General features: G+C 44.2%; 17 protein-coding genes. 5 read left to right on the top strand and 12 right to left on the bottom strand.

Translation table 11 applies throughout. The annotated features are described in order from the left end of the window. Positions 1-74 precede the first annotated feature (74 nt). A complete protein-coding gene (locus tag CH367_RS09600; protein ID WP_100762273.1) occupies positions 75-1,376 on the top strand; it encodes a UvrD-helicase domain-containing protein in 1,302 nt (433 codons plus the stop codon). 62 nt (positions 1,377-1,438) lie between these two features. Here CH367_RS09600 and CH367_RS09605 read toward each other — a convergent pair whose 3' ends face one another. Continuing rightward, positions 1,439-2,998 (bottom strand): SDR family NAD(P)-dependent oxidoreductase, encoded by a 1,560-nt coding sequence (locus tag CH367_RS09605; RefSeq protein WP_100762274.1) that lies wholly within the window; start codon positions 2,996-2,998, stop codon positions 1,439-1,441. 282 nt (positions 2,999-3,280) lie between these two features. On the opposite strand from CH367_RS09605, the gene CH367_RS09610 reads away from it, so the two are divergent. The 3 genes from CH367_RS09610 to CH367_RS09620 all read left to right on the top strand — a co-directional run bounded on the left by CH367_RS09610 (position 3,281) and on the right by CH367_RS09620 (position 5,363). Next, complete coding sequence (locus CH367_RS09610; protein WP_425268825.1) at positions 3,281-3,607, top strand: 7(1) septoil knot domain-containing protein; 327 nt, start codon at positions 3,281-3,283, stop codon at positions 3,605-3,607. A gap of 219 nt (positions 3,608-3,826) precedes the next feature. After that, on the top strand, positions 3,827-4,153 hold the full coding sequence (locus tag CH367_RS09615) for a 7(1) septoil knot domain-containing protein (RefSeq protein ID WP_100762275.1): 327 nt from the start codon (positions 3,827-3,829) through the stop codon (positions 4,151-4,153). Between the two features lie 10 nt (positions 4,154-4,163). Beyond that, positions 4,164-5,363: an adenylate/guanylate cyclase domain-containing protein gene (locus tag CH367_RS09620; RefSeq protein ID WP_100762276.1), complete on the top strand. Its 1,200-nt coding sequence runs from the start codon at positions 4,164-4,166 to the stop codon at positions 5,361-5,363. 101 nt (positions 5,364-5,464) lie between these two features. Here the strand turns inward: CH367_RS09620 and CH367_RS09625 are convergent, their stop codons facing one another. The 9 genes from CH367_RS09625 to CH367_RS09665 form a co-directional block, all read right to left on the bottom strand. Further along, the gene (locus CH367_RS09625; RefSeq protein WP_100762277.1) at positions 5,465-7,141 is read right to left on the bottom strand and encodes an acyl-CoA dehydrogenase family protein; all 1,677 of its coding nucleotides are present in this window, start codon (positions 7,139-7,141) and stop codon (positions 5,465-5,467) included. A 169-nt stretch (positions 7,142-7,310) separates the two neighbouring features. Next, on the bottom strand, positions 7,311-8,081 hold the full coding sequence (locus CH367_RS09630; RefSeq protein ID WP_100762278.1) for a tetratricopeptide repeat protein: 771 nt from the start codon (positions 8,079-8,081) through the stop codon (positions 7,311-7,313). 75 nt (positions 8,082-8,156) lie between these two features. After that, complete coding sequence (locus CH367_RS09635; protein WP_100762279.1) at positions 8,157-9,356, bottom strand: AZOBR_p60025 family cell surface glycopolymer formation protein; 1,200 nt, start codon at positions 9,354-9,356, stop codon at positions 8,157-8,159. Between the two features lie 3 nt (positions 9,357-9,359). After that, the gene (locus tag CH367_RS09640) at positions 9,360-10,064 is read right to left on the bottom strand and encodes a glycosyltransferase (protein WP_100762280.1); all 705 of its coding nucleotides are present in this window, start codon (positions 10,062-10,064) and stop codon (positions 9,360-9,362) included. Further along, positions 10,061-11,098 (bottom strand): NAD-dependent epimerase/dehydratase family protein, encoded by a 1,038-nt coding sequence (locus CH367_RS09645; protein WP_100762281.1) that lies wholly within the window; start codon positions 11,096-11,098, stop codon positions 10,061-10,063. The genes CH367_RS09640 and CH367_RS09645 overlap by 4 nt, the downstream gene beginning before the upstream one ends. Positions 11,099-11,151: 53 nt before the next feature. After that, positions 11,152-12,588, bottom strand: a complete 1,437-nt coding sequence (locus tag CH367_RS09650; protein ID WP_208861991.1) for a sugar phosphate nucleotidyltransferase — start codon at positions 12,586-12,588, stop codon at positions 11,152-11,154. Between the two features lie 64 nt (positions 12,589-12,652). Next, entirely contained in the window at positions 12,653-12,907 is a 255-nt protein-coding gene (locus tag CH367_RS09655; RefSeq protein WP_100762283.1) for a hypothetical protein, read from the bottom strand. 92 nt (positions 12,908-12,999) lie between these two features. Then, complete coding sequence (mltG, locus tag CH367_RS09660; protein WP_100762284.1) at positions 13,000-14,016, bottom strand: endolytic transglycosylase MltG; 1,017 nt, start codon at positions 14,014-14,016, stop codon at positions 13,000-13,002. A 91-nt stretch (positions 14,017-14,107) separates the two neighbouring features. Beyond that, the gene (locus tag CH367_RS09665) at positions 14,108-14,671 is read right to left on the bottom strand and encodes a phosphoribosyl-AMP cyclohydrolase (protein WP_100762285.1); all 564 of its coding nucleotides are present in this window, start codon (positions 14,669-14,671) and stop codon (positions 14,108-14,110) included. 242 nt (positions 14,672-14,913) lie between these two features. Here CH367_RS09665 and CH367_RS09670 point away from each other — a divergent pair, with 242 nt between their 5' ends. After that, positions 14,914-15,759: a bile acid:sodium symporter family protein gene (locus CH367_RS09670; RefSeq protein ID WP_100762286.1), complete on the top strand. Its 846-nt coding sequence runs from the start codon at positions 14,914-14,916 to the stop codon at positions 15,757-15,759. Positions 15,760-15,865: 106 nt separating this feature from the next. Here the strand turns inward: CH367_RS09670 and CH367_RS09675 are convergent, their stop codons facing one another. Beyond that, a complete protein-coding gene (locus CH367_RS09675; protein ID WP_100762287.1) occupies positions 15,866-16,219 on the bottom strand; it encodes a single-stranded DNA-binding protein in 354 nt (117 codons plus the stop codon). A gap of 130 nt (positions 16,220-16,349) precedes the next feature. After that, a complete protein-coding gene (locus CH367_RS09680; protein ID WP_100762389.1) occupies positions 16,350-17,054 on the bottom strand; it encodes an SCO family protein in 705 nt (234 codons plus the stop codon).

Raw genomic sequence — 17,054 nt, forward strand, 5'->3', positions numbered from 1 at the left:
TAGAACATCAAAAAAATTGAATTCTCCCCTTCGTCGAAACGCAAGCCGGAACCGTATTCGAACGAGGGAAAGGAATGAAAAAGAAAGTTCAATACAGTCCGGCCCAAAAAGCGGTGATCGAAGAGGATACGAGATTCGTTCAAGTCGTGGCCGCCGCGGGTTCCGGAAAAACGAGTACGATGGTGGGGATCATCGAAAGAATCTTAGTCGAAAACTTATTTCCGGAAGAATCGATCCTAGTATTGACCTTTTCGAAAAAGGCCGCAGGTGAAATTTCTGAAAGAATCCGCAACGCGACCGACAACGATTCCATTCGAGTTCAAACGTTTCACGCGTATTGTTTGTATGCGCTTACGCGATGGCATCCCGAGTTCAAAAAACAAAAACCGAAAATTCTTCCTCCCGAAGAAAAGAATCGGTTCTATAAGGAATATCTAAAACAAAAACGGGACGAGATCGGAGGAATCCCTTACGAACTTTTTTGGGCGGAGAACGTTCCTTATATCCAAGAACATTTTTCCGAAATCAAAAAGAATCTCGATGTCGCTTATCAAAAGTATAAGAAGATAGAAGGTTATCTGGACTTCGAAGACTTGGTGAGCGGATTTTTGGAAGGTTTGCAAAACGGGGAAGAATGGACATTCGAGTCCAAACGTTCCGTTCAAAAAATCATCGTGGACGAATTTCAAGATACGGACTTGGAACAACTCAAGTTCCTGCAACTGTTGTCGGACAGCGCTTCGATCGTCGTAGTCGGAGACGATTCTCAAAGTATATACAGCTTTCGAGGTGCGGAACCGAAAGCCTTTTTAAATTTTCAAAAGTATTTCGATCCTTGTAAGATTCATTTTTTAAGCACGAACTATCGTTCCTTACCCGAAATCATCCGCGTATCCGCAATCCCGATCGAAAAGAATCTGGAAAAAATCGAAAAGGAAGTTCTCCCTTCCCGCAAGGGAAAAGGTTTTGTAAGGAGAATTTTGATGGAAGAAGCGGCCGATCTAATTCCTTATCTGGCTCGCGCCATCCATTCTTCGCAAGGCGACGTAAAAATTCTGTGTCGATCGAACTTTAGAATTAGCGAATATATCCGAGCGGGCGTTCCCGAATCCTTTTTGATGACGATCCACGCGAGCAAGGGTTTGGAATTTCATACGGTGTTCGTCGATCTCGCGGACGGTTGGAACGCAAGACCCGATTCTCCGCGGGAAACGATCGAAGAAGAAAGAAGAATTTTGTATGTCGGTTTATCGAGAGCCGAAGATCGTCTGTTGATTTTAGGAGCGGCCAAAAATTCAAGAAGAGAAACGATCGAAAACGAATTTTTCGGTTATTTCAAACGGATCAAAAAAGCGGAGCCGGAAGATTTGGAATGATATTATAGAATTATGACATACAAATATAGATTCGATCCGAAAAGATCGGCGAATTTCCGTTCTCACCAATCGATCGGAAAGTAATCCTTTAAGAATTTCCCGCACCAATGTTTTCCGGTGAGAATTCCGTCAAAGAACGGATCACAAACTCTTGCGGCCCCGTCCACGATATCCAAAGGTGGTTGAAAATCGTGCAGATCCTGTTTCTTCTGAGACAACTCGATCGGATCCTCGTCGGTAACCCAACCCGTATCCACTGCGTTCATATAAATTCCGTCTTTGGCGAAATCGCTCGCAGAAGTATGAGTGAGCATATTCAAAGCGGCTTTCGCCATGTTCGTATGAGGATGTCTGTCCTCTTTTTTAAATCGATGAAACTTTCCTTCCATTGCGGAAACGTTTACGATATGTTTTTGTCCCGTATTCTCCCTTCGCATAATGCCGACAAGGCGATTGCAAAGAACGAAAGGAGCGACAGCGTTTACGAGTTGCACTTCCAACATCTCCGAGGTTTGGATTTCTCCGAGCTTGAGTCTCCAACTATTCGTCTTTCTAAGATCGACTTGTTGAAGGTCCGCGTCCATCTGGCCTTCGGGAAACACGGTTTCCAGTTCGAAAGAATTATCGTGAGAATACGGAATCTGAGAAAGCTGAGCGGAGGAACGAATTCCAACTCCGGGAACCTTTCCGTTCCAACTTACCGGAAGTGCGGCTTCGTTGGCGAGGTTCACACCTCCGAAGGAAGTAAGACGATCCTTACAATCCTTATGAAGTTTCAAAAGAGAAGCGGCCTCTTCCGGTAAATCATGATATTCTAATTGTTCCGATTTGATCAAATGAGAATAAAATCCCGGAGGTCTTCTTACCGTTTGAGCCGCGTTGTTGATGAGAATATCGAGACGATCGACGGTCTCTTCGATATAACTTGCGAAAAGTTCCACGCTCGGCGTATGTCTTAGATCCAAACCGAAAATCTGAAGACGATCGGACCAATGTTTAAAATCATCTTCTTTAGAAAAACGTAATGCGGCATCGACCGGAAAACGAGTCGTTGCGATCACGGTCGCCCCGGCTCTCAACAACATCAAGGTGGAATGATAACCGATCTTCAATCTCGACCCCGTGATCAACGCAACCTGACCGTGCAAGGAAGCGGTTTGAAATCTTTTTTTGTAATTCAATTCTCCGCATTCGGGGCACATCGCATCGTAAAAGAAATGAAGACGCGTATATTCTTTTTTACATACGTAACAATTGCGAGGAGAGGAAAGTTCGGGTGCGTTTTCGCTTCTCCATATATCGGTTTGATCGGCGATTTGCAAAGGAGCCTTGAATACCGTTGCGGTTCTTGCGGCGCGGATTCCGGTAAGCGCTCTGGCTTTTTTTTCCAGAGTTACGATTTCTTTCTTTCTGGAATGTTTGATCGTTTTATTGCGAATTCTAATTTCGTTTCGATCGGGGCGGGAAATTTTTCCGGCGACGATCATCAACGCGATTCTTTCTTTTTCGGGAATGGAAGTAAGCAGTTCAGGATTTTCGGTCAACGATTCGAGAAATCGAACGCATTCCTGAATCTCTTCGATGGTGAGTTTGTTTTTTCCGTTCTTTGAAGAATCGCTCATAAACGTCGTCGACGATTCCCTTGTTACGGGTTTCGATCGATTTCCTTCATTCCACTATACCGAAAAAAAGAGTCGATTGAGCAACTCAATTTCGAGACAAAATGCCCGCGTGATTGACGAAGCGGCGATGTGAAAAGACGATCCGATGGAGAATCCATCCGATCTCTATTTCTAAAGAATCATCCTAATTAGGGAGCGTTCATTGCCATTTTGATATCGTTCATCAAAAATTAGTTTCAATAATTAATTTCCAGGTTATATTCGAAGCCCAAGGAGAATCGAATGGCAAAAAAAGTATTGTTGATACTGTTTTCAATCTTTATGATGATCGCGGTCGGAACGGCTTACGCCGGCAACGTTCAATCCGGCTGTACATTCAAAGGTAAAAAACTTTATGGAAAGATTCAGATCGTAACGAGTTTCCCGGACGTAAAAGTACAGGAAGTGACTTCCTTTCCGGATCTAAAAGTTCAAAAAGTAACCTCCTTCCCGGACTCTTGCGGTAAATGGGAGATCGTAGATTCTTTTCCGGATACAAAGGTTCAATTCGTAACCAGCTTTCCGGATATAAAAATCCAATACGTGACTAGCTTTCCGGGAGAGAATTAAGTCTCTCGTTTGGAAAAATGAAATTCGATTTACAAGAATTCATTTTTTGTAAATCGAAATTCGAAACATAATATCAAAACAAAATCCTATCTCTATTTAAAAATCCGTTCTTCCCTTCAAAAAAGCACAAAGACAAATCGAGATTCGTTTCAATTTGGAACCGCTTCGAGTTTGAATCGTTCCAACCTATATTTCCCGAATCCAAACGGAGTCTTGTGTATGAAACGTATTCTATTCTCATTTTGTCTTTTCTTCTTCGTCATCGCAAACGGGGTTCAAGCAAAGAATAAAAACATAGCCGGCGACTGCACGTTCAACGGGAAAAAATTATACGGCAAAATCAAAGTCGTTACGAGTTTCCCGGACGTCAAAGTGAAAGTGGTGGATTCTTTTTCCGATCTAAAAGTTAAGGTCGTGGAGTCCTTCCCGGATTCTTGCGGAAAATGGAAAATGGTTGAATCCTCACCCAATACGAAGATAAAGTTCGTCACTAGTTTTCCGGACGTTAAGATAGAATACGTTTCCTCTTCTCCGGGACTCAAATAACGCAGGACTGATGAACGTGAATCGTCTAACACAAAATAGAATATCGGAACGAAGAGAAGGAATGAAAGAAATTCTTAACTGGTTGTCCAGCCCCGAGTCGAGAGCCTTGGAAGCAAAGGAACTGATCGAAACTCTCAATCAAAAAATCATCGAAGCGGGAATTCCCGTCTGGAGATTTTTTACGAGTATACCCACGATGCATCCGGAAGTGATGGTGAGATCGATCATCTGGACGAGAGGGGAAGAAACTCAAGTCGTATTAATTCCACACGACGGATTACAACAACAGCAATACAGGGACAGCCCTATCTTTTTGATCCGGGAAGGACAAAGGGATTTTATCCGTTGCAAGTTGACCGGACCCGACGCGGATCTATCCTATCCCATCTGCGTCGACTTACAAGAAAAAGGTGGAACCGACTATTGTATCTTCGTTTCCATTTTCGGTACCGACATACGAAGTGTGATATCTTGGACGACCGACGCACCCGGTGGATTTACGGAAGAACAAATCGACGCCTTAAATTCCATTCGAAGCGTTCTATCTTTGCGTTTGGATTTGGAATCCAGAAAATTCGCGGTCAACGAATTGTTGGAAGTGTATCTCGGACCGAACGCATCCAAACGAGTTTTATCCGGAGAATTCAGAAGAGGAACCGGAGAAACCATCTACGCCGCGATTCTTTGCGCGGACCTACGAGACTTTTCGTCTTTGAGCGAAAACAATTCTCCTAAAAAAATCGTGGAAGTTTTGGACAACTATTTCGAACTCACGGCTCAACCGATTCAGGAAGAAAAGGGCGAAATTCTTAAGTTCATCGGAGACGCGATCCTCGCGGTTTTTCCGGCCGAAGAAGATCCGCATAAGGCGTGTTTGGCGGCGTTGAGCGCGGCTCGCAAGATTAAGAATTCCGTAATACAATGGAACTTAGAACATCCGGATTCTCAGATTCATTTGGGTATGGCGTTGAACGTGGGCGATGTCGTTTACGGAAACGTAGGCGCCAAAGATCGACTCGACTTCACAGTAATCGGAAACGCTGTCAATCAGGCGTTCCGTGTGGAATCTTTCTGTAAGGATTTTGGTGAGAATATTCTGACGACTGAAGAATTTGCGACTAAAACCGGAATGGAGAATTTTGAACTTCTCGGAGAGCGACAACTCAAAGGAATCACCGGAAAAAGAAATATCTATTCTCCTCGGAACTAAAAGGCGGGAAAACCCGCCTTTTTCATCGTTCAAAACCGGATTCAGTTTTTTAAATATTCAAAAATCTGAATCCGATTCTCTTTTGCCGAATCGATCTTAGATCAACCCGCCGCGTACTGATCCATCAGAGATTTTGCGATTACTCTCAGAGCCATTACTTCTTCGGCCCCTTCAAAGATGGAGAATACACGAGCGTCTACGAAGTAACGGGAAACCGCATATTCTTCCGCGTATCCCATACCGCCGTGGATTTGCATCGCTTCACGAGTCACCCACTCGGCGACTTTGGAAGCGTAGAATTTAATCAGAGTCGCTTCCATTTGACCTTTGTGGTCGTCGAGAAGATTCGCTACGTGATTTGCGAATTGACGGGAAGCCTGAAGGATCACCGCCATTCTCGCGATTTTGTATTTCGTTAAGTTGTATTCGTAGATCGGTTTTTGGAATACCGCTCTTTCTTGAGCGTAACGAAGAGCGGCTTCGAGAGCGGCTTGCATCACACCGTGGGCGCGTGCCGCAGTCTGAATTCTTCCTCCCGCAAAACCTTCCATCTGGAAGTAGAAACCTTTTCCTCTTCCCTCTTCTCCGCCTAACAGATTCTCTGCGGGAACGAAGTAGTTGTCAAAGGAAACTTCGAAAGAGTGCATACCGCGATAACCGATGGTTCCGATCGCTTTTCCTTCGATCTTTCCGCCTTCCGGTTGAGTATAAGTAAATTCGTGACCCGGGAAGCTCGGTTTCTCAGCAAGAAGAATCGAAAGTCCTTTGTGTTTCAAGGAAGGATCGGATTCCGTTCTGCAAAGAATCAAAAGAAGATTTGCGTAACCCGCAAACGTACACCAAGTTTTAACTCCGTTGATCACCCAACCGCCGTTAGCCGGTTTTGCAGTGACGGAAACTCCGGCAACATCGGAACCGTAATTCGGTTCGGTCACCATGATCCCCGCCATTTTTTCTCCGGTAGCGAGAAGCGGGAGCCACTTGTCTTTTTGTTCCTGAGTTCCACCTTTGAGAAGGGCCTTGGACATGATCTCAGGTCTTGTGATCAAAGATCCCGCGATTCCCAAACCGCCTCTGGAAAGTTCTTCCGTTACTACGAGCATGGAAAGGTTATCGGGTCTGTCATTCGGTTGAATTCCGCCGTAAGACTCGGGAATACAAAGACCGAAACATCCCATATCCTTGAGTCCCCCGATGATGTCTTCGGGAATGATATCGTCGTGTCTATGAACGTGTTCCGCGTGCGGCATAACAACGTCTTCTGCGAACTTTTTAAAAGTTTCGCGGAACATCTCGTGATCGTCGTCGAGACCGTATGCTCCGAAGTGACCTTTGGCAACGATCTTATCCGCGATCTCGTTATAGTTTTGAATCGCCATCGCGTTTTCTAAGAATTGATTGATTTCATCGTTGAAGATTTTGGAAACGAGATCGGACGCTTTGATTCCGTATTCGGAAGGACGGGAGCTAATTTCAGTGCGAATATGATTTACGGTTTCCGCCGCGAATACGATCGCCATTTCTTGTTCGAGATCTCCCGTTCCACGAGACGCATCCCAAGCGTAATCCACAAACTTTTCGGCGATTTTTTGTTCCGCCGTAAGCCACGCGATTTGATACTGAACGAGTTGGTTCGCATCCATCTTATCCACGGAAACTTTTCCGTTCACACTGCAACGTGCAGCCAGGGCTTTTGTAACTTCCACAATCACTCCGGCGGAGATAGAAAGGGCTTTTTTCGCGGTCGCTTGATCAACGGCGGTATTAGTTGCGCTCATGGGTTTTTAATCCTGATGTAAAAAATTCGAATCTGATAACTACAAAATCACGACTTCTCCCCCTGTCATTTGCTTTTTGAGGTGCATTCTCAAGGAACGAAAGGAGGTTTCAACGGATGTAGAATCCGAAAGAATAAAAGAATTCGATGGATTATGTCGAAATGACGGATTACTTCTTTAAGAATTCGGAACAGAAATGATCCAACGCTTTGGCGGCCTTATCGTGCCCCAAGGTATAGGCCTGATACAAATCCTTACAACCGTTCTTTTTAAAATCCGGATTTTCGGTAGAATTCACCGAAACCAAAATGATTCCTCTGTTGTAATACGCACGAGGGTTTTTAGGATCGAGTTGAATGACCTTATCGAAGTCTTGATAAGCGTCTCCTAATTTACTCATTCGGATCGAAACCGCTCCGCGTTCCACCAAGGCCTCCACCCAATTCGGATCGACTTCGATACAACGATTCAAGTCTTCGATCGCTTCCGGATAGGTTTGAAGTTCGTTACCGATTTTTCCTCGCATCAAATAAGATCGATTGAATTCGGGATTGAGGCGAATGGATTCGTTGATGTCCGTGAGAGCCTTCTTGTATTCTCCCATATAGTAATACGTGTATCCTCTATGGAAAATTGCTTGGCTGTTGTTCGCATTCAATCGAATCGCTTCCGTGAAATCGACGATCGCGTCCTCGTATTTATATAAATTCACTTTGACCCAACCCCGGAAATCGATCGCGTTATCGTCCTTAGGATTCAACTTGACCGATTGATTGCAAAGGTCCAGGGCTTGTTCGAATTTCTTTTGATTGTAGAGTTCGGCACATTGATCCTTCTTCTTGGAAGATTCTTTAGCGCCTTCCGGTTCGGATCCGACGGAGAATGTAGAAAAACAGAAAAGTATTATTAAGAAGAATAGAATTCTTACGTTGAACGTCATAGAGGCCCTTCCTATCGGGCCTCTATTTTACGATTCAGAATAGTTTGTCAAAAAAGAATTCTTAAATTTTGAGAATTATCGTATTACGTAGTCTTGAACTTTGTAAAGAACCGTAAGTCTCGCCAGAATCAAAGCCAGGTTGATCAAAAAAAGAATCAAAAAAGGACGATCGATGATATTCTCGTCCTCGGCCTTGATAAAAAGATACAAAGGAACCGCAAAGGTAAAAAGACGAATCGTGTTGATATACTCGGACCAGAAGTGATAGTGATTTGCGATCGCGATCATCAGAATCACCAAAGAAAAACCGACCTTGTAAAACGTTCCTTTTTTCCAAGAGCCGGTAAAAGGAATTAAGAACATCGTAATAAACTGAAGTACGAGCGGAAACTTGGAAAAGGAACGCACGATTTGTTTGATTCCTCCCCCGCTCGTAAAACTTCCGGCAAGTTCCAAAAGATATTTAAAAATTCCTTCGAAAGGAATCATAAAAACCGCAAGTCTCGTCGGAGTCCAGTTCGGCAAAGTGTATTTGAGATAGATCTGCCAAAGAACCGGAACGAGCAAGGTGGAACCTACGATCAACATCTTCTTTACGTCCTTTCTCGAAAGCGCGGCCAGCCCTAAGGAGAAAAGATAGAATAACGCGGGTTCTTTCGTGACCAAGGCCAGACCGGAAAGAAGATAAAACGGAATATAACTTTCCTTCTCGTAAAAATAAATTGCGAGAACGATCAAAGAAACCATAATCGTATCGCTAACAAGAACGGAATAACTCGCCAACGTAAACGGAGAAATCAGATACAATATCGCCCAATGCGATTTGTCCCTTAACAAAACTCGAAGAGCCAAATAAGAAAGATATAACAGGGACAAACTGAGAATATACATCCCCGCGATGTTTCCCCATTTACCGAAAATTCCCCAGACGGAGATGAGCAAAGGATAACCGATCCGAGGAGCGCGATAAGTCGCGTCAAAACCATCGGGCCATTGAAAACTAAAATTTGAAATCGATCTGGAATAGTAATAAAAAATCTGACCGTCGTAACCGGCTCCAAGATCTCCTTCCTTGCCCTTAAAAGCGATCACCCCGCTCGGAGATTCTTCTTGGTTCTTTTTGATGAATTCTTCCCCGAAGTTTACCATCGAAGAAGGATTCCATTCGTAACGGGACCAAAGAGACAACGTTACGAAACCGTAAAGACCCAAAAGAAGAATCAAACCCTTTAAGGGAGAATCGATCTTTTTAAGCAAAGATTCAAATTTCTGCATATTCTAACCTGCTAAACCGAGTTTTCTGCGGAGAAGTTTGAGCGCGAACCCGATCGCCTGTTTCAACACTCTTCGATTGAAGGAAGAATTGGAAAACACGTAATGAATTCCGATCTCACGGATTGTTCCCTTGTTTTTTGCTACGATCGAAAGCGCTTCCATGTGAAAGTCGAAAGCGATGGATTCGAGTTTGGATTCTGCGATCCAGGTAAACGCCCTTTTGGAATACTTTCTGTAACCCGAAGTACAATCCTTCAGACGATAACCGAATAGATCGAAAAATCCCGGAGAAATGCAGTAGTTCATCACCTTTGCCGCAGTAAAAGATATTAGCTTTCTGTAAAGTGGAACCCCGTCCGAGGTTACACGACTTCCGATCACAAGATCCGCTTCGGTTTTGATAAACTCGGGAAGTTTGGAAGGATCGTGAGAAAGTCCGGCGTCCATCGTAACTACGGAATCGTATTTTTTTTCGACGGCGAATTTCATCCCGTCCTGAATACCGCCGGGGATATGAGTGTTCTTCTCGTGACGGATCGTAAACAGTTTCTTAGGATGTTTTTTGATCAGAGCCTTTAGAATGGTCGGAGTTTTGTCCTTGGACGCGTCGTCTACGACGAGGACGTCCGAATGAACGAGCGCCCTCTCCACGACTTCTTGAATGGTTTCTTCTTCGTTGTAAGCCGGAATTACGACCAGATTCTTCATTTTTTAACTTCGAATACGGACTTATCGGCTTCGATCCAACGAATCAATTTTTCAACGCCTTCTTTCGGTTTAAACTTAGGATTGAATCCGAACTTCTTCGCGTTTGTGATGTCGCAGATGAAGTAACGCATATCCCCCGGTCTTTCCACGTCGAATTGAATCTCCTGTTTTTTACCGAGAATGTCCCCGATCATATGAATACATTCTAATAAAGAAATTTTATGATCCGGTCCTCCGCCGATGTTAAAAACTCCCGGAGTAGGATTTTCGAACCAACGAAGATAACTTTCGGCTCCGTCCGCGGCGTAAAGAATGTCGCGGGCTTGTTTACCGGTTCCGAAAATTCTCAGAGGCCAACCGAACACGGAACGGATCGCAAAGTTCGCTACCCAACCGTGGTCTTCTCCGCCGAACTGACGTTCTCCGTAAATTCCGGTAAAACGAAAACTTGCGGCCTTGATCTTATACATGTCGACGTATGTTCTTACGTAGTGTTCAGCGCTCATCTTGGACGCGTGTAGCGGAGATATTTCTCCGATCATCACAGGCTGATCCTCTCCGATCGCAACCGGAGTTCTTTCATAGGAAGTCGCGCCTTCTTTAAGACTGTCGTTGATCGAATTTCCATAAACGTGAATGGAGCTCGTATTTACGACGGGAATGTTTCTTTTGCGCGCGACTTCGAGAACGTTGAAGGTTCCCACAACGTTAGTCGTCATGTCCAACTCGGGATCTTCCCAAGAGATCGTCATCGCGGGTTGCGCCGCCGTGTGAACGATAAAATCGCAACCGGTAGTTCGGTCTAAAAGGTGTTCCAGATTTCGGATGTCGCCCTTGACCATGGTGACTCCGATTCCTTGGAGATAATTCCAGTTGTATTCTCTTGTGGCTTCGGTGCCGTAACCGGTTCTTTTCAGTTCGTATTTGGTCATACTATCGTAGCTGATTACGTCCCAACCTTGTTTACGAAACAATTCGCAAACGTGAGATCCTAAAAATCCGCATCCGCCGGTTACTAAAACTTTCTTTGCCATAAATATCCCTTTTCTATATTCTAAAATTACAAAATTCTAAATCGATTTGCGGTTCAGTTTCCGAACCATTTTTTCTTGAACATAAGCTGAACGACTGAAAAGAATTCCCGGGTCATGTTCTTTTTTACGGATTCGATCGGGCGATAATAGGAAATCGGAATTTCGATACAACGCATATAGGAACGAACCGTTTCCATCATCAACTCGGGAATGATTCTCTGATCCTTCATTTCCAGATCCGGCTCGATTTTCTTGTAAGAATCTTTCCAGATCGCGAAGTAAGAACACATCGCGTCCGTAAAACGAGGTTCCATTCCCCACCAAAAAACTTCGATGAGTTTGCCGAGAATCAAATTGATTACGCGAACTCCGGGTAAAAGATTGGAACCTTGTTCGATCATCTGTCTTGTGGTTCTTGTTCCGATCACCATGTCCGAGTCTTTTAAGTATTCCAGAAGTTTCGGATAGTCCTTGGATCTGTAAGAACCGTCCGGAGTGACCACGATCGTGATGTCCCCGGAAGCCGCGTTGATTCCCTGACGAATCTGATTTCCGAACAGATCGGCGCCCGCTTCGGATTCCTTTTCGGGCTTATAAGAAATCACTTTCGCTTTTTCTTTTTTAGAAATTTCTAATGTTTTATCCGTGGAACCTGCGTCGACGACGATGATCTCGTCCACCTTTCCTTTGAAATCCACGATTACGTCCGCGATCGATCTTTCGTTGTTCTTCGTAGGAACGATCAAGGTCGTTTTAAAACGCGCGAATTCCTCGTTGCGGATTTCGTAAACCGCGTGGTGATAATCCTGCATCGAGTTGATGTTGAAATAGTCCACGTTCAAAGAAGTCGCGTAGACCTTTCCGCTTTCCTTCGCCATGTGGTCGATCACATCGGTGATTTCGATCACTCCACTCTTTGGAGAAGGTGGAGTTTTTTTGAAATATTCGAAAAAGGCCGGAGTAAAAAGATAACTTCCCAAACCCAAAAGATCGTTCGGTGGATCGGAAGGTTTTTCCACGAGTTCGAGAATTCGATCACCTTTTAGTTCCACGGAATAATTCTTTCTGATTCTGGAAAGAAGAGAGGTTTTTTGAACTCCGATGGAAGCGACGAGCTTCGGATATTTGCGGATCGTATCTACGAACTTTTTATGATCGGGATGAAAGTAAAACTCGTCCCCGAGAATGGTGATAAACGGGGAATGGATTTGAGACTCGAGACTGGCGATATCGCTCGCGAGTCCTCTTGTGGTCCACGGCGACGGAATGATTTCTATATTCTTATATTTGTTTTGGATCTTCTCGATTTCGGAAATTACCATCTCTTTGAGATGACCGACCAAGACGTAGATCTTTTTGACCTTGAACGTACTTTGCATCAGCTCGACGTTGCGTTCTAGGATCGTCTTTCCCTGAAATTCGAATAAGGGTTTGGGAATGAAGGTCGTTCTGGGATAGGCTCTCGTCCCTTTTCCCGCGGCCGCGATCACTCCAACTTCAATCTTTTCCACTGGAGATACGCTATTTTTACGGGCCTACGGTGTCAAAAAGGATTTAGGAGGCCTGATTGCGTACTAAGGAAGCGCGGATTCGGAGAAGATTGTTTTTGATTCTTCTCTTCTGATCTTCGGTCAGAAAGATTTCGTTTCTTTCGGCTCTTTGAATGACCAAGTCCGCCTTGGTCACGAACTCGATCGCCGCGTCGTCCAAGGATTCCCTGTTTTTCTGTTTCTCTCGAAACACGTTCAGGGCCCTTTGGACTTCCATCAATTCTTGAGTGACGTTTTTGATTTCAAGATCCGAATTCATGGTGTTTACTCTCCATTTGAAATTCGGTCATAAAATCCGTTTTCTGTACAGAAGAATTTTCAGGATCTTACGCTCGTATAAGATTTCCGATTTCAGTCGTAAAGAACGTCTATGTATTTCTTCTTCGCTTCCAAATGTTCTTTGAGGGTTTTTGCGAAGTAGTGATAGCCGTCCCCTTTCAAAAGGAAGAATAGATATTCGGATTCTTTCGGATAAAAGGCCGCTTCGAGCGCGGGGAATCCCGGATTGGAAATCGGTCCAGGAGGAAATCCCTTGTTCATATACGTGTTGTAAGGAGAAACGATCTTTAAGTCCTTCTCGAAAATCCGGCTATGCGGTTTGTCAAAAAGATATTGAATCGTGGCACAAGATTCGAGCGGCATATCTCGTTTGAGACGATTGTTGAAAACGCCCGCCATCAACGGTCGTTCCTCGTTTCGTTTCGCTTCTCTTTCGACGACCGAAGCGAGAATTACGAATTTATGAAGTTCAGCAGGTGAAAGATTCTTAACCTTATCGATCTTGGAGGATCGAACGTAGAATCTTTTGATCATCATTCTTACGATTTTATCCACCGGAAAATTGATCGGAACGCTGTATGTTTCCGGAAATAAATATCCTTCCGCGGAAGACGCGGGGATTTTAAATTCTCTTAAGAGCTCGGGTTCGCTCGCGGCCAAAAGAAAATCCTGACGTTTGGATATGATCTTTTTGGATGCGAGAAGATCTCCGATCTGACGGTTGTTATAACCTTCGGGAATCGTGAAGTTTACGAGTTTGACTTTTCCTTCGGTGATCACCTGAAGAATTTTTCTCGAATCCATTCCATCGTTGATCTCGTAAAGACCTTGTTTGATCTTTCCAGCGCTTCGAGTAAAACGAACCAAGTAAAGAAAGTATTTCGTGGACTTGATCATTCCGTGTGTGGAAAGAGTTTCCACGATCTTTCCGGGTGTGTCGCCGGATTCGATGAGAAGATCGATTTTAGTCTGACCGGATCCTACCGCGCCGCCTTTGAGTTCGTCTACGACGAAGAAGGTGGTGATCCCGATCAAAAGTAAGACTCCAAGTGCGAGTCCTGTAAAAATTAAAAGTTTCTTAAGATTCATAATTTCGTTTCTTTCCTAAATAGTGTAGGAACTCCTTCGTCTATCAATCCTTCGGCGGATTTCCAAATCGATCCAGGGTCAGAATGTAATTTTAATTCTTTTCTGGAAGAAAATTTCGGGGCACCGGAAGTAGTTTCCATTCTCCCCCGGGAGTTCTTTCCCTAAAAAAACAACTGTAGTAGCCTTCGTGGCAGGCGGCCACTTCCTGTTCCACTCGATAGACCAGAAAACTACGATCGGCTGGAGCGAGAATCTCGAGAATTTTTTGAGTGTGACCCGAGGTGTCCCCTTTTTTCCAGAGTTGATTTCTGGATCGGCTGAAGTAATGGGCGAACCCGGTTTCCAAAGTCAGTCTTTGACTTTCTTTGTTTCCGAACGCCTGCATGAGAATTTGGCCTTTGGAATCGACCGCGATCACTGGTATCATTTCGTTTTCGGGGAGTTCGAGGAGTTCCCGCGTTTTCTCGAAGTTCAACGGTTTGAATCCCGGATGAAGAAATAATACCGTGTCCTCGTCGCAGTCCACTTCTTCTTTGGAACCTTGTGGAAGTTGATTTCTGTAGCTGGGTAATTCTTCTTCGAGGATTCGTGTTAAAGACGAAATCGAGCGGCTCGGTTCTTGAATTTGTAAGATCGTAATTTTGCGAGAACTCATAACGTTTTTGGAAATGTAGGAACTCCTATAACCAAGGTTTTGGAAATTCGACTCCAGTCCATTGGAAATGGAGAATTTGTCGTCACAACCGTTGTAGGAACTCCTTCGTTTTTAACAATTACCACAAAGCTCCCCAACCTCTTCGAAAAATGTAGGAACTCCTTCACTTTCTTGGACTGCTAAATCGCTCCGAAGATCATCTTTGATTGCAATTTTAAGGAACATAAGAATCTTACAAAAACATGTTAGAAGCCGCTCTCATCCTACTTGCGCTTTCCTCGATGAGTTCCCTCGGATTGGAATTGATTCCGGAACAATTGAATTCGATTCGAAAAACCGCGCTCACCGGCTTCGGGGTTTGTTTACTCAACCTAATCGCCCTACCAATTCTTGCGTTTTTACTTTGTAAAACCTTCTCGCTTTCCTACGCGGTCAGCTTGGGAATTTTTCTCAGCGCCTCTTCCGGAGGAGGAGCCTCGGCGGGACTTTTTATTCTCAAAGCGAAAGGAGCTCCCGCGACCGGAGCGGTTCTACTCGGCCTTTTGAATTTTATAAGCCTTTTTACAGCGCCGCTTTTACTAACTTTTTATTCCGGAAGTTCGTTTTCGGAAATCGGACAAACCTTCTCCTCCCTTCCGAAACTTTTGACGATCGGACTCGTCTTTTTCGGATTTCCGCTCGCAATCGGAATTTGGCTTCGTAGAAAAAAAGAAAAACTCGCGCTGAGAATCCTTCCCTATCTATTAAGAATCAGTAATGTAGCTCTGGCATTCTCCATTTTTTATCTCGGCTTCAAATATTGGCGGGAAATTTTGGAATTCGGAATTCCGGTTTGGGCAGTTTTGTTTCTTTTGATCGGCGCGTCCTTTACGAGCGGACTTTATCTCTTTCGTGAAAAACCCGAGGACAGAAGAAGCATCGGAATCGTGAGCGGAATCCGTAATCTTTCTTTGGCGCTTCTGCTCGCACAGGAACAATCCGGCGATCCGAAGGTTTTGATCTCGATTCTACTTTATGGTTTTATCATGTATTTGATCGCGTTTCCTTCGTCCTTTTTTTGGAGCCGATGGAAAAATCCTAAGTTTTAAAACAAAGTTTAGAATCAGCCGGACTCGAAGGAGAAACATTCGATTCTCCTTCGAGTCCTTTTACGATTTTTTGCGCAACTTCGCTTTTCTACGTTAACTCGCTTTGTTACGCGGCCTCTCTTTCTTTTCTGCTCGGAAGACCGTCGAACCTCACGGTATGACCGACCACTTTCATTCTGCTTCGATTGCTTCCGTCTTGAGCCTTCCACCGATCCTGACGAAGTTCTCCGATGACGGTGGCCTTCTTTCCTTTTTTTAAGTATTCGTGCGCGTTGACCGCCTGACGTTCCCAAATTTCAATGTCTACAAACGAAACGTCGCCCGGCTCTTCGGGCGTGGATTTATAGTCGTGATTGACCGCCAAAGTAAAGGTCGCGACGCTTTTGCCGTTACCGAGTGTTTTGATTTCCGGATCGGAAGTTAAATTTCCATCCAGAATGATATGCGCTAAGTTTTTCATTCTTCTGACTCCTGCGAGGGGAAAATTCTCCCTCGTTGGAAACGGTTCTTGAAAAGAATCGCGCGGAACGGTTTTAAGGATTTTTTTTGATTAGAATGGGAAGAATTCTATTTTTTATCGAAATCAAAACTTACTGCATCATCGAAAGATTTTTCCGATCGGATTCCCGCAAAGTGTTCAACTCCACTTTCAATCTTTCCAAATCACCCGAACCCTTTGCGCGATAAACACCGCGCAGATAATTCTTCTTATCCAAAAGATAAACGTTTTCGGTATGAACGAAATCGTTGAGATCGTCCTTTCCCTGAATGACCTTTATGTCCGCGCCGAATTGATTCCGCGCCATGTTGTAGATCGTTTTCTTTTGACCCGTAAGAAAAACCCAGTTGCCCTGACTGATTTTATACTGATTTCTGAATTTCTTAAGAATATCCACGGTATCGAGTTCGGGGTTCACCGAAATGGAAACGATCTGAAGATCCGATTGATCTTCGATCTTGGGAATAAAATTCATCATGTTTCGGGTGATCATCGGACAAATCCCCTTACACTTCGCGTAAAAGAAGACGACTAACGTGTATTTGTCTCTGAGATCGCGGTTGTTGAATTCCCGATTTTCGTGAGAAACCAAAGAAAACTCCGGAACTTTTTTGAGATCCTCGGGAAGTTTTCCGTTTTCTTCGGGCCAAAAAGGGTCCATCACTTCGCTTTTAAAATAAGGAAGAATTCCCGCCTTCGGCGCGGACGAATACGTAAGCTCCGGATAGAATTTTTCCTGTTTTTCCCCGCAGGCAACGACAAATAATAACAGTAAAATAGAATATACTAATTTCAT

The sequence above is a fragment of the Leptospira barantonii genome (assembly GCF_002811925.1).
Lineage (GTDB): Bacteria > Spirochaetota > Leptospiria > Leptospirales > Leptospiraceae > Leptospira > Leptospira barantonii.

Bases quoted from the DNA above. Each gene is read 5' to 3' on its own strand.
- CH367_RS09600 (WP_100762273.1), top strand. From the start codon at position 75: ATGAAAAAGAAAGTTCAATACAGTCCGGCCCAAAAAGCGGTGATCGAA.
- CH367_RS09605 (WP_100762274.1), bottom strand. From the start codon at position 2,998: ATGAGCGATTCTTCAAAGAACGGAAAAAACAAACTCACCATCGAAGAG.
- CH367_RS09610 (WP_425268825.1), top strand. From the start codon at position 3,281: ATGGCAAAAAAAGTATTGTTGATACTGTTTTCAATCTTTATGATGATC.
- CH367_RS09615 (WP_100762275.1), top strand. From the start codon at position 3,827: ATGAAACGTATTCTATTCTCATTTTGTCTTTTCTTCTTCGTCATCGCA.
- CH367_RS09620 (WP_100762276.1), top strand. From the start codon at position 4,164: ATGAACGTGAATCGTCTAACACAAAATAGAATATCGGAACGAAGAGAA.
- CH367_RS09625 (WP_100762277.1), bottom strand. From the start codon at position 7,141: ATGAGCGCAACTAATACCGCCGTTGATCAAGCGACCGCGAAAAAAGCC.
- CH367_RS09630 (WP_100762278.1), bottom strand. From the start codon at position 8,081: ATGACGTTCAACGTAAGAATTCTATTCTTCTTAATAATACTTTTCTGT.
- CH367_RS09635 (WP_100762279.1), bottom strand. From the start codon at position 9,356: ATGCAGAAATTTGAATCTTTGCTTAAAAAGATCGATTCTCCCTTAAAG.
- CH367_RS09640 (WP_100762280.1), bottom strand. From the start codon at position 10,064: ATGAAGAATCTGGTCGTAATTCCGGCTTACAACGAAGAAGAAACCATT.
- CH367_RS09645 (WP_100762281.1), bottom strand. From the start codon at position 11,098: ATGGCAAAGAAAGTTTTAGTAACCGGCGGATGCGGATTTTTAGGATCT.
- CH367_RS09655 (WP_100762283.1), bottom strand. From the start codon at position 12,907: ATGAATTCGGATCTTGAAATCAAAAACGTCACTCAAGAATTGATGGAA.
- mltG (WP_100762284.1), bottom strand. From the start codon at position 14,016: ATGAATCTTAAGAAACTTTTAATTTTTACAGGACTCGCACTTGGAGTC.
- CH367_RS09665 (WP_100762285.1), bottom strand. From the start codon at position 14,671: ATGAGTTCTCGCAAAATTACGATCTTACAAATTCAAGAACCGAGCCGC.
- CH367_RS09670 (WP_100762286.1), top strand. From the start codon at position 14,914: ATGTTAGAAGCCGCTCTCATCCTACTTGCGCTTTCCTCGATGAGTTCC.
- CH367_RS09675 (WP_100762287.1), bottom strand. From the start codon at position 16,219: ATGAAAAACTTAGCGCATATCATTCTGGATGGAAATTTAACTTCCGAT.
- CH367_RS09680 (WP_100762389.1), bottom strand. From the start codon at position 17,054: ATGAAATTAGTATATTCTATTTTACTGTTATTATTTGTCGTTGCCTGC.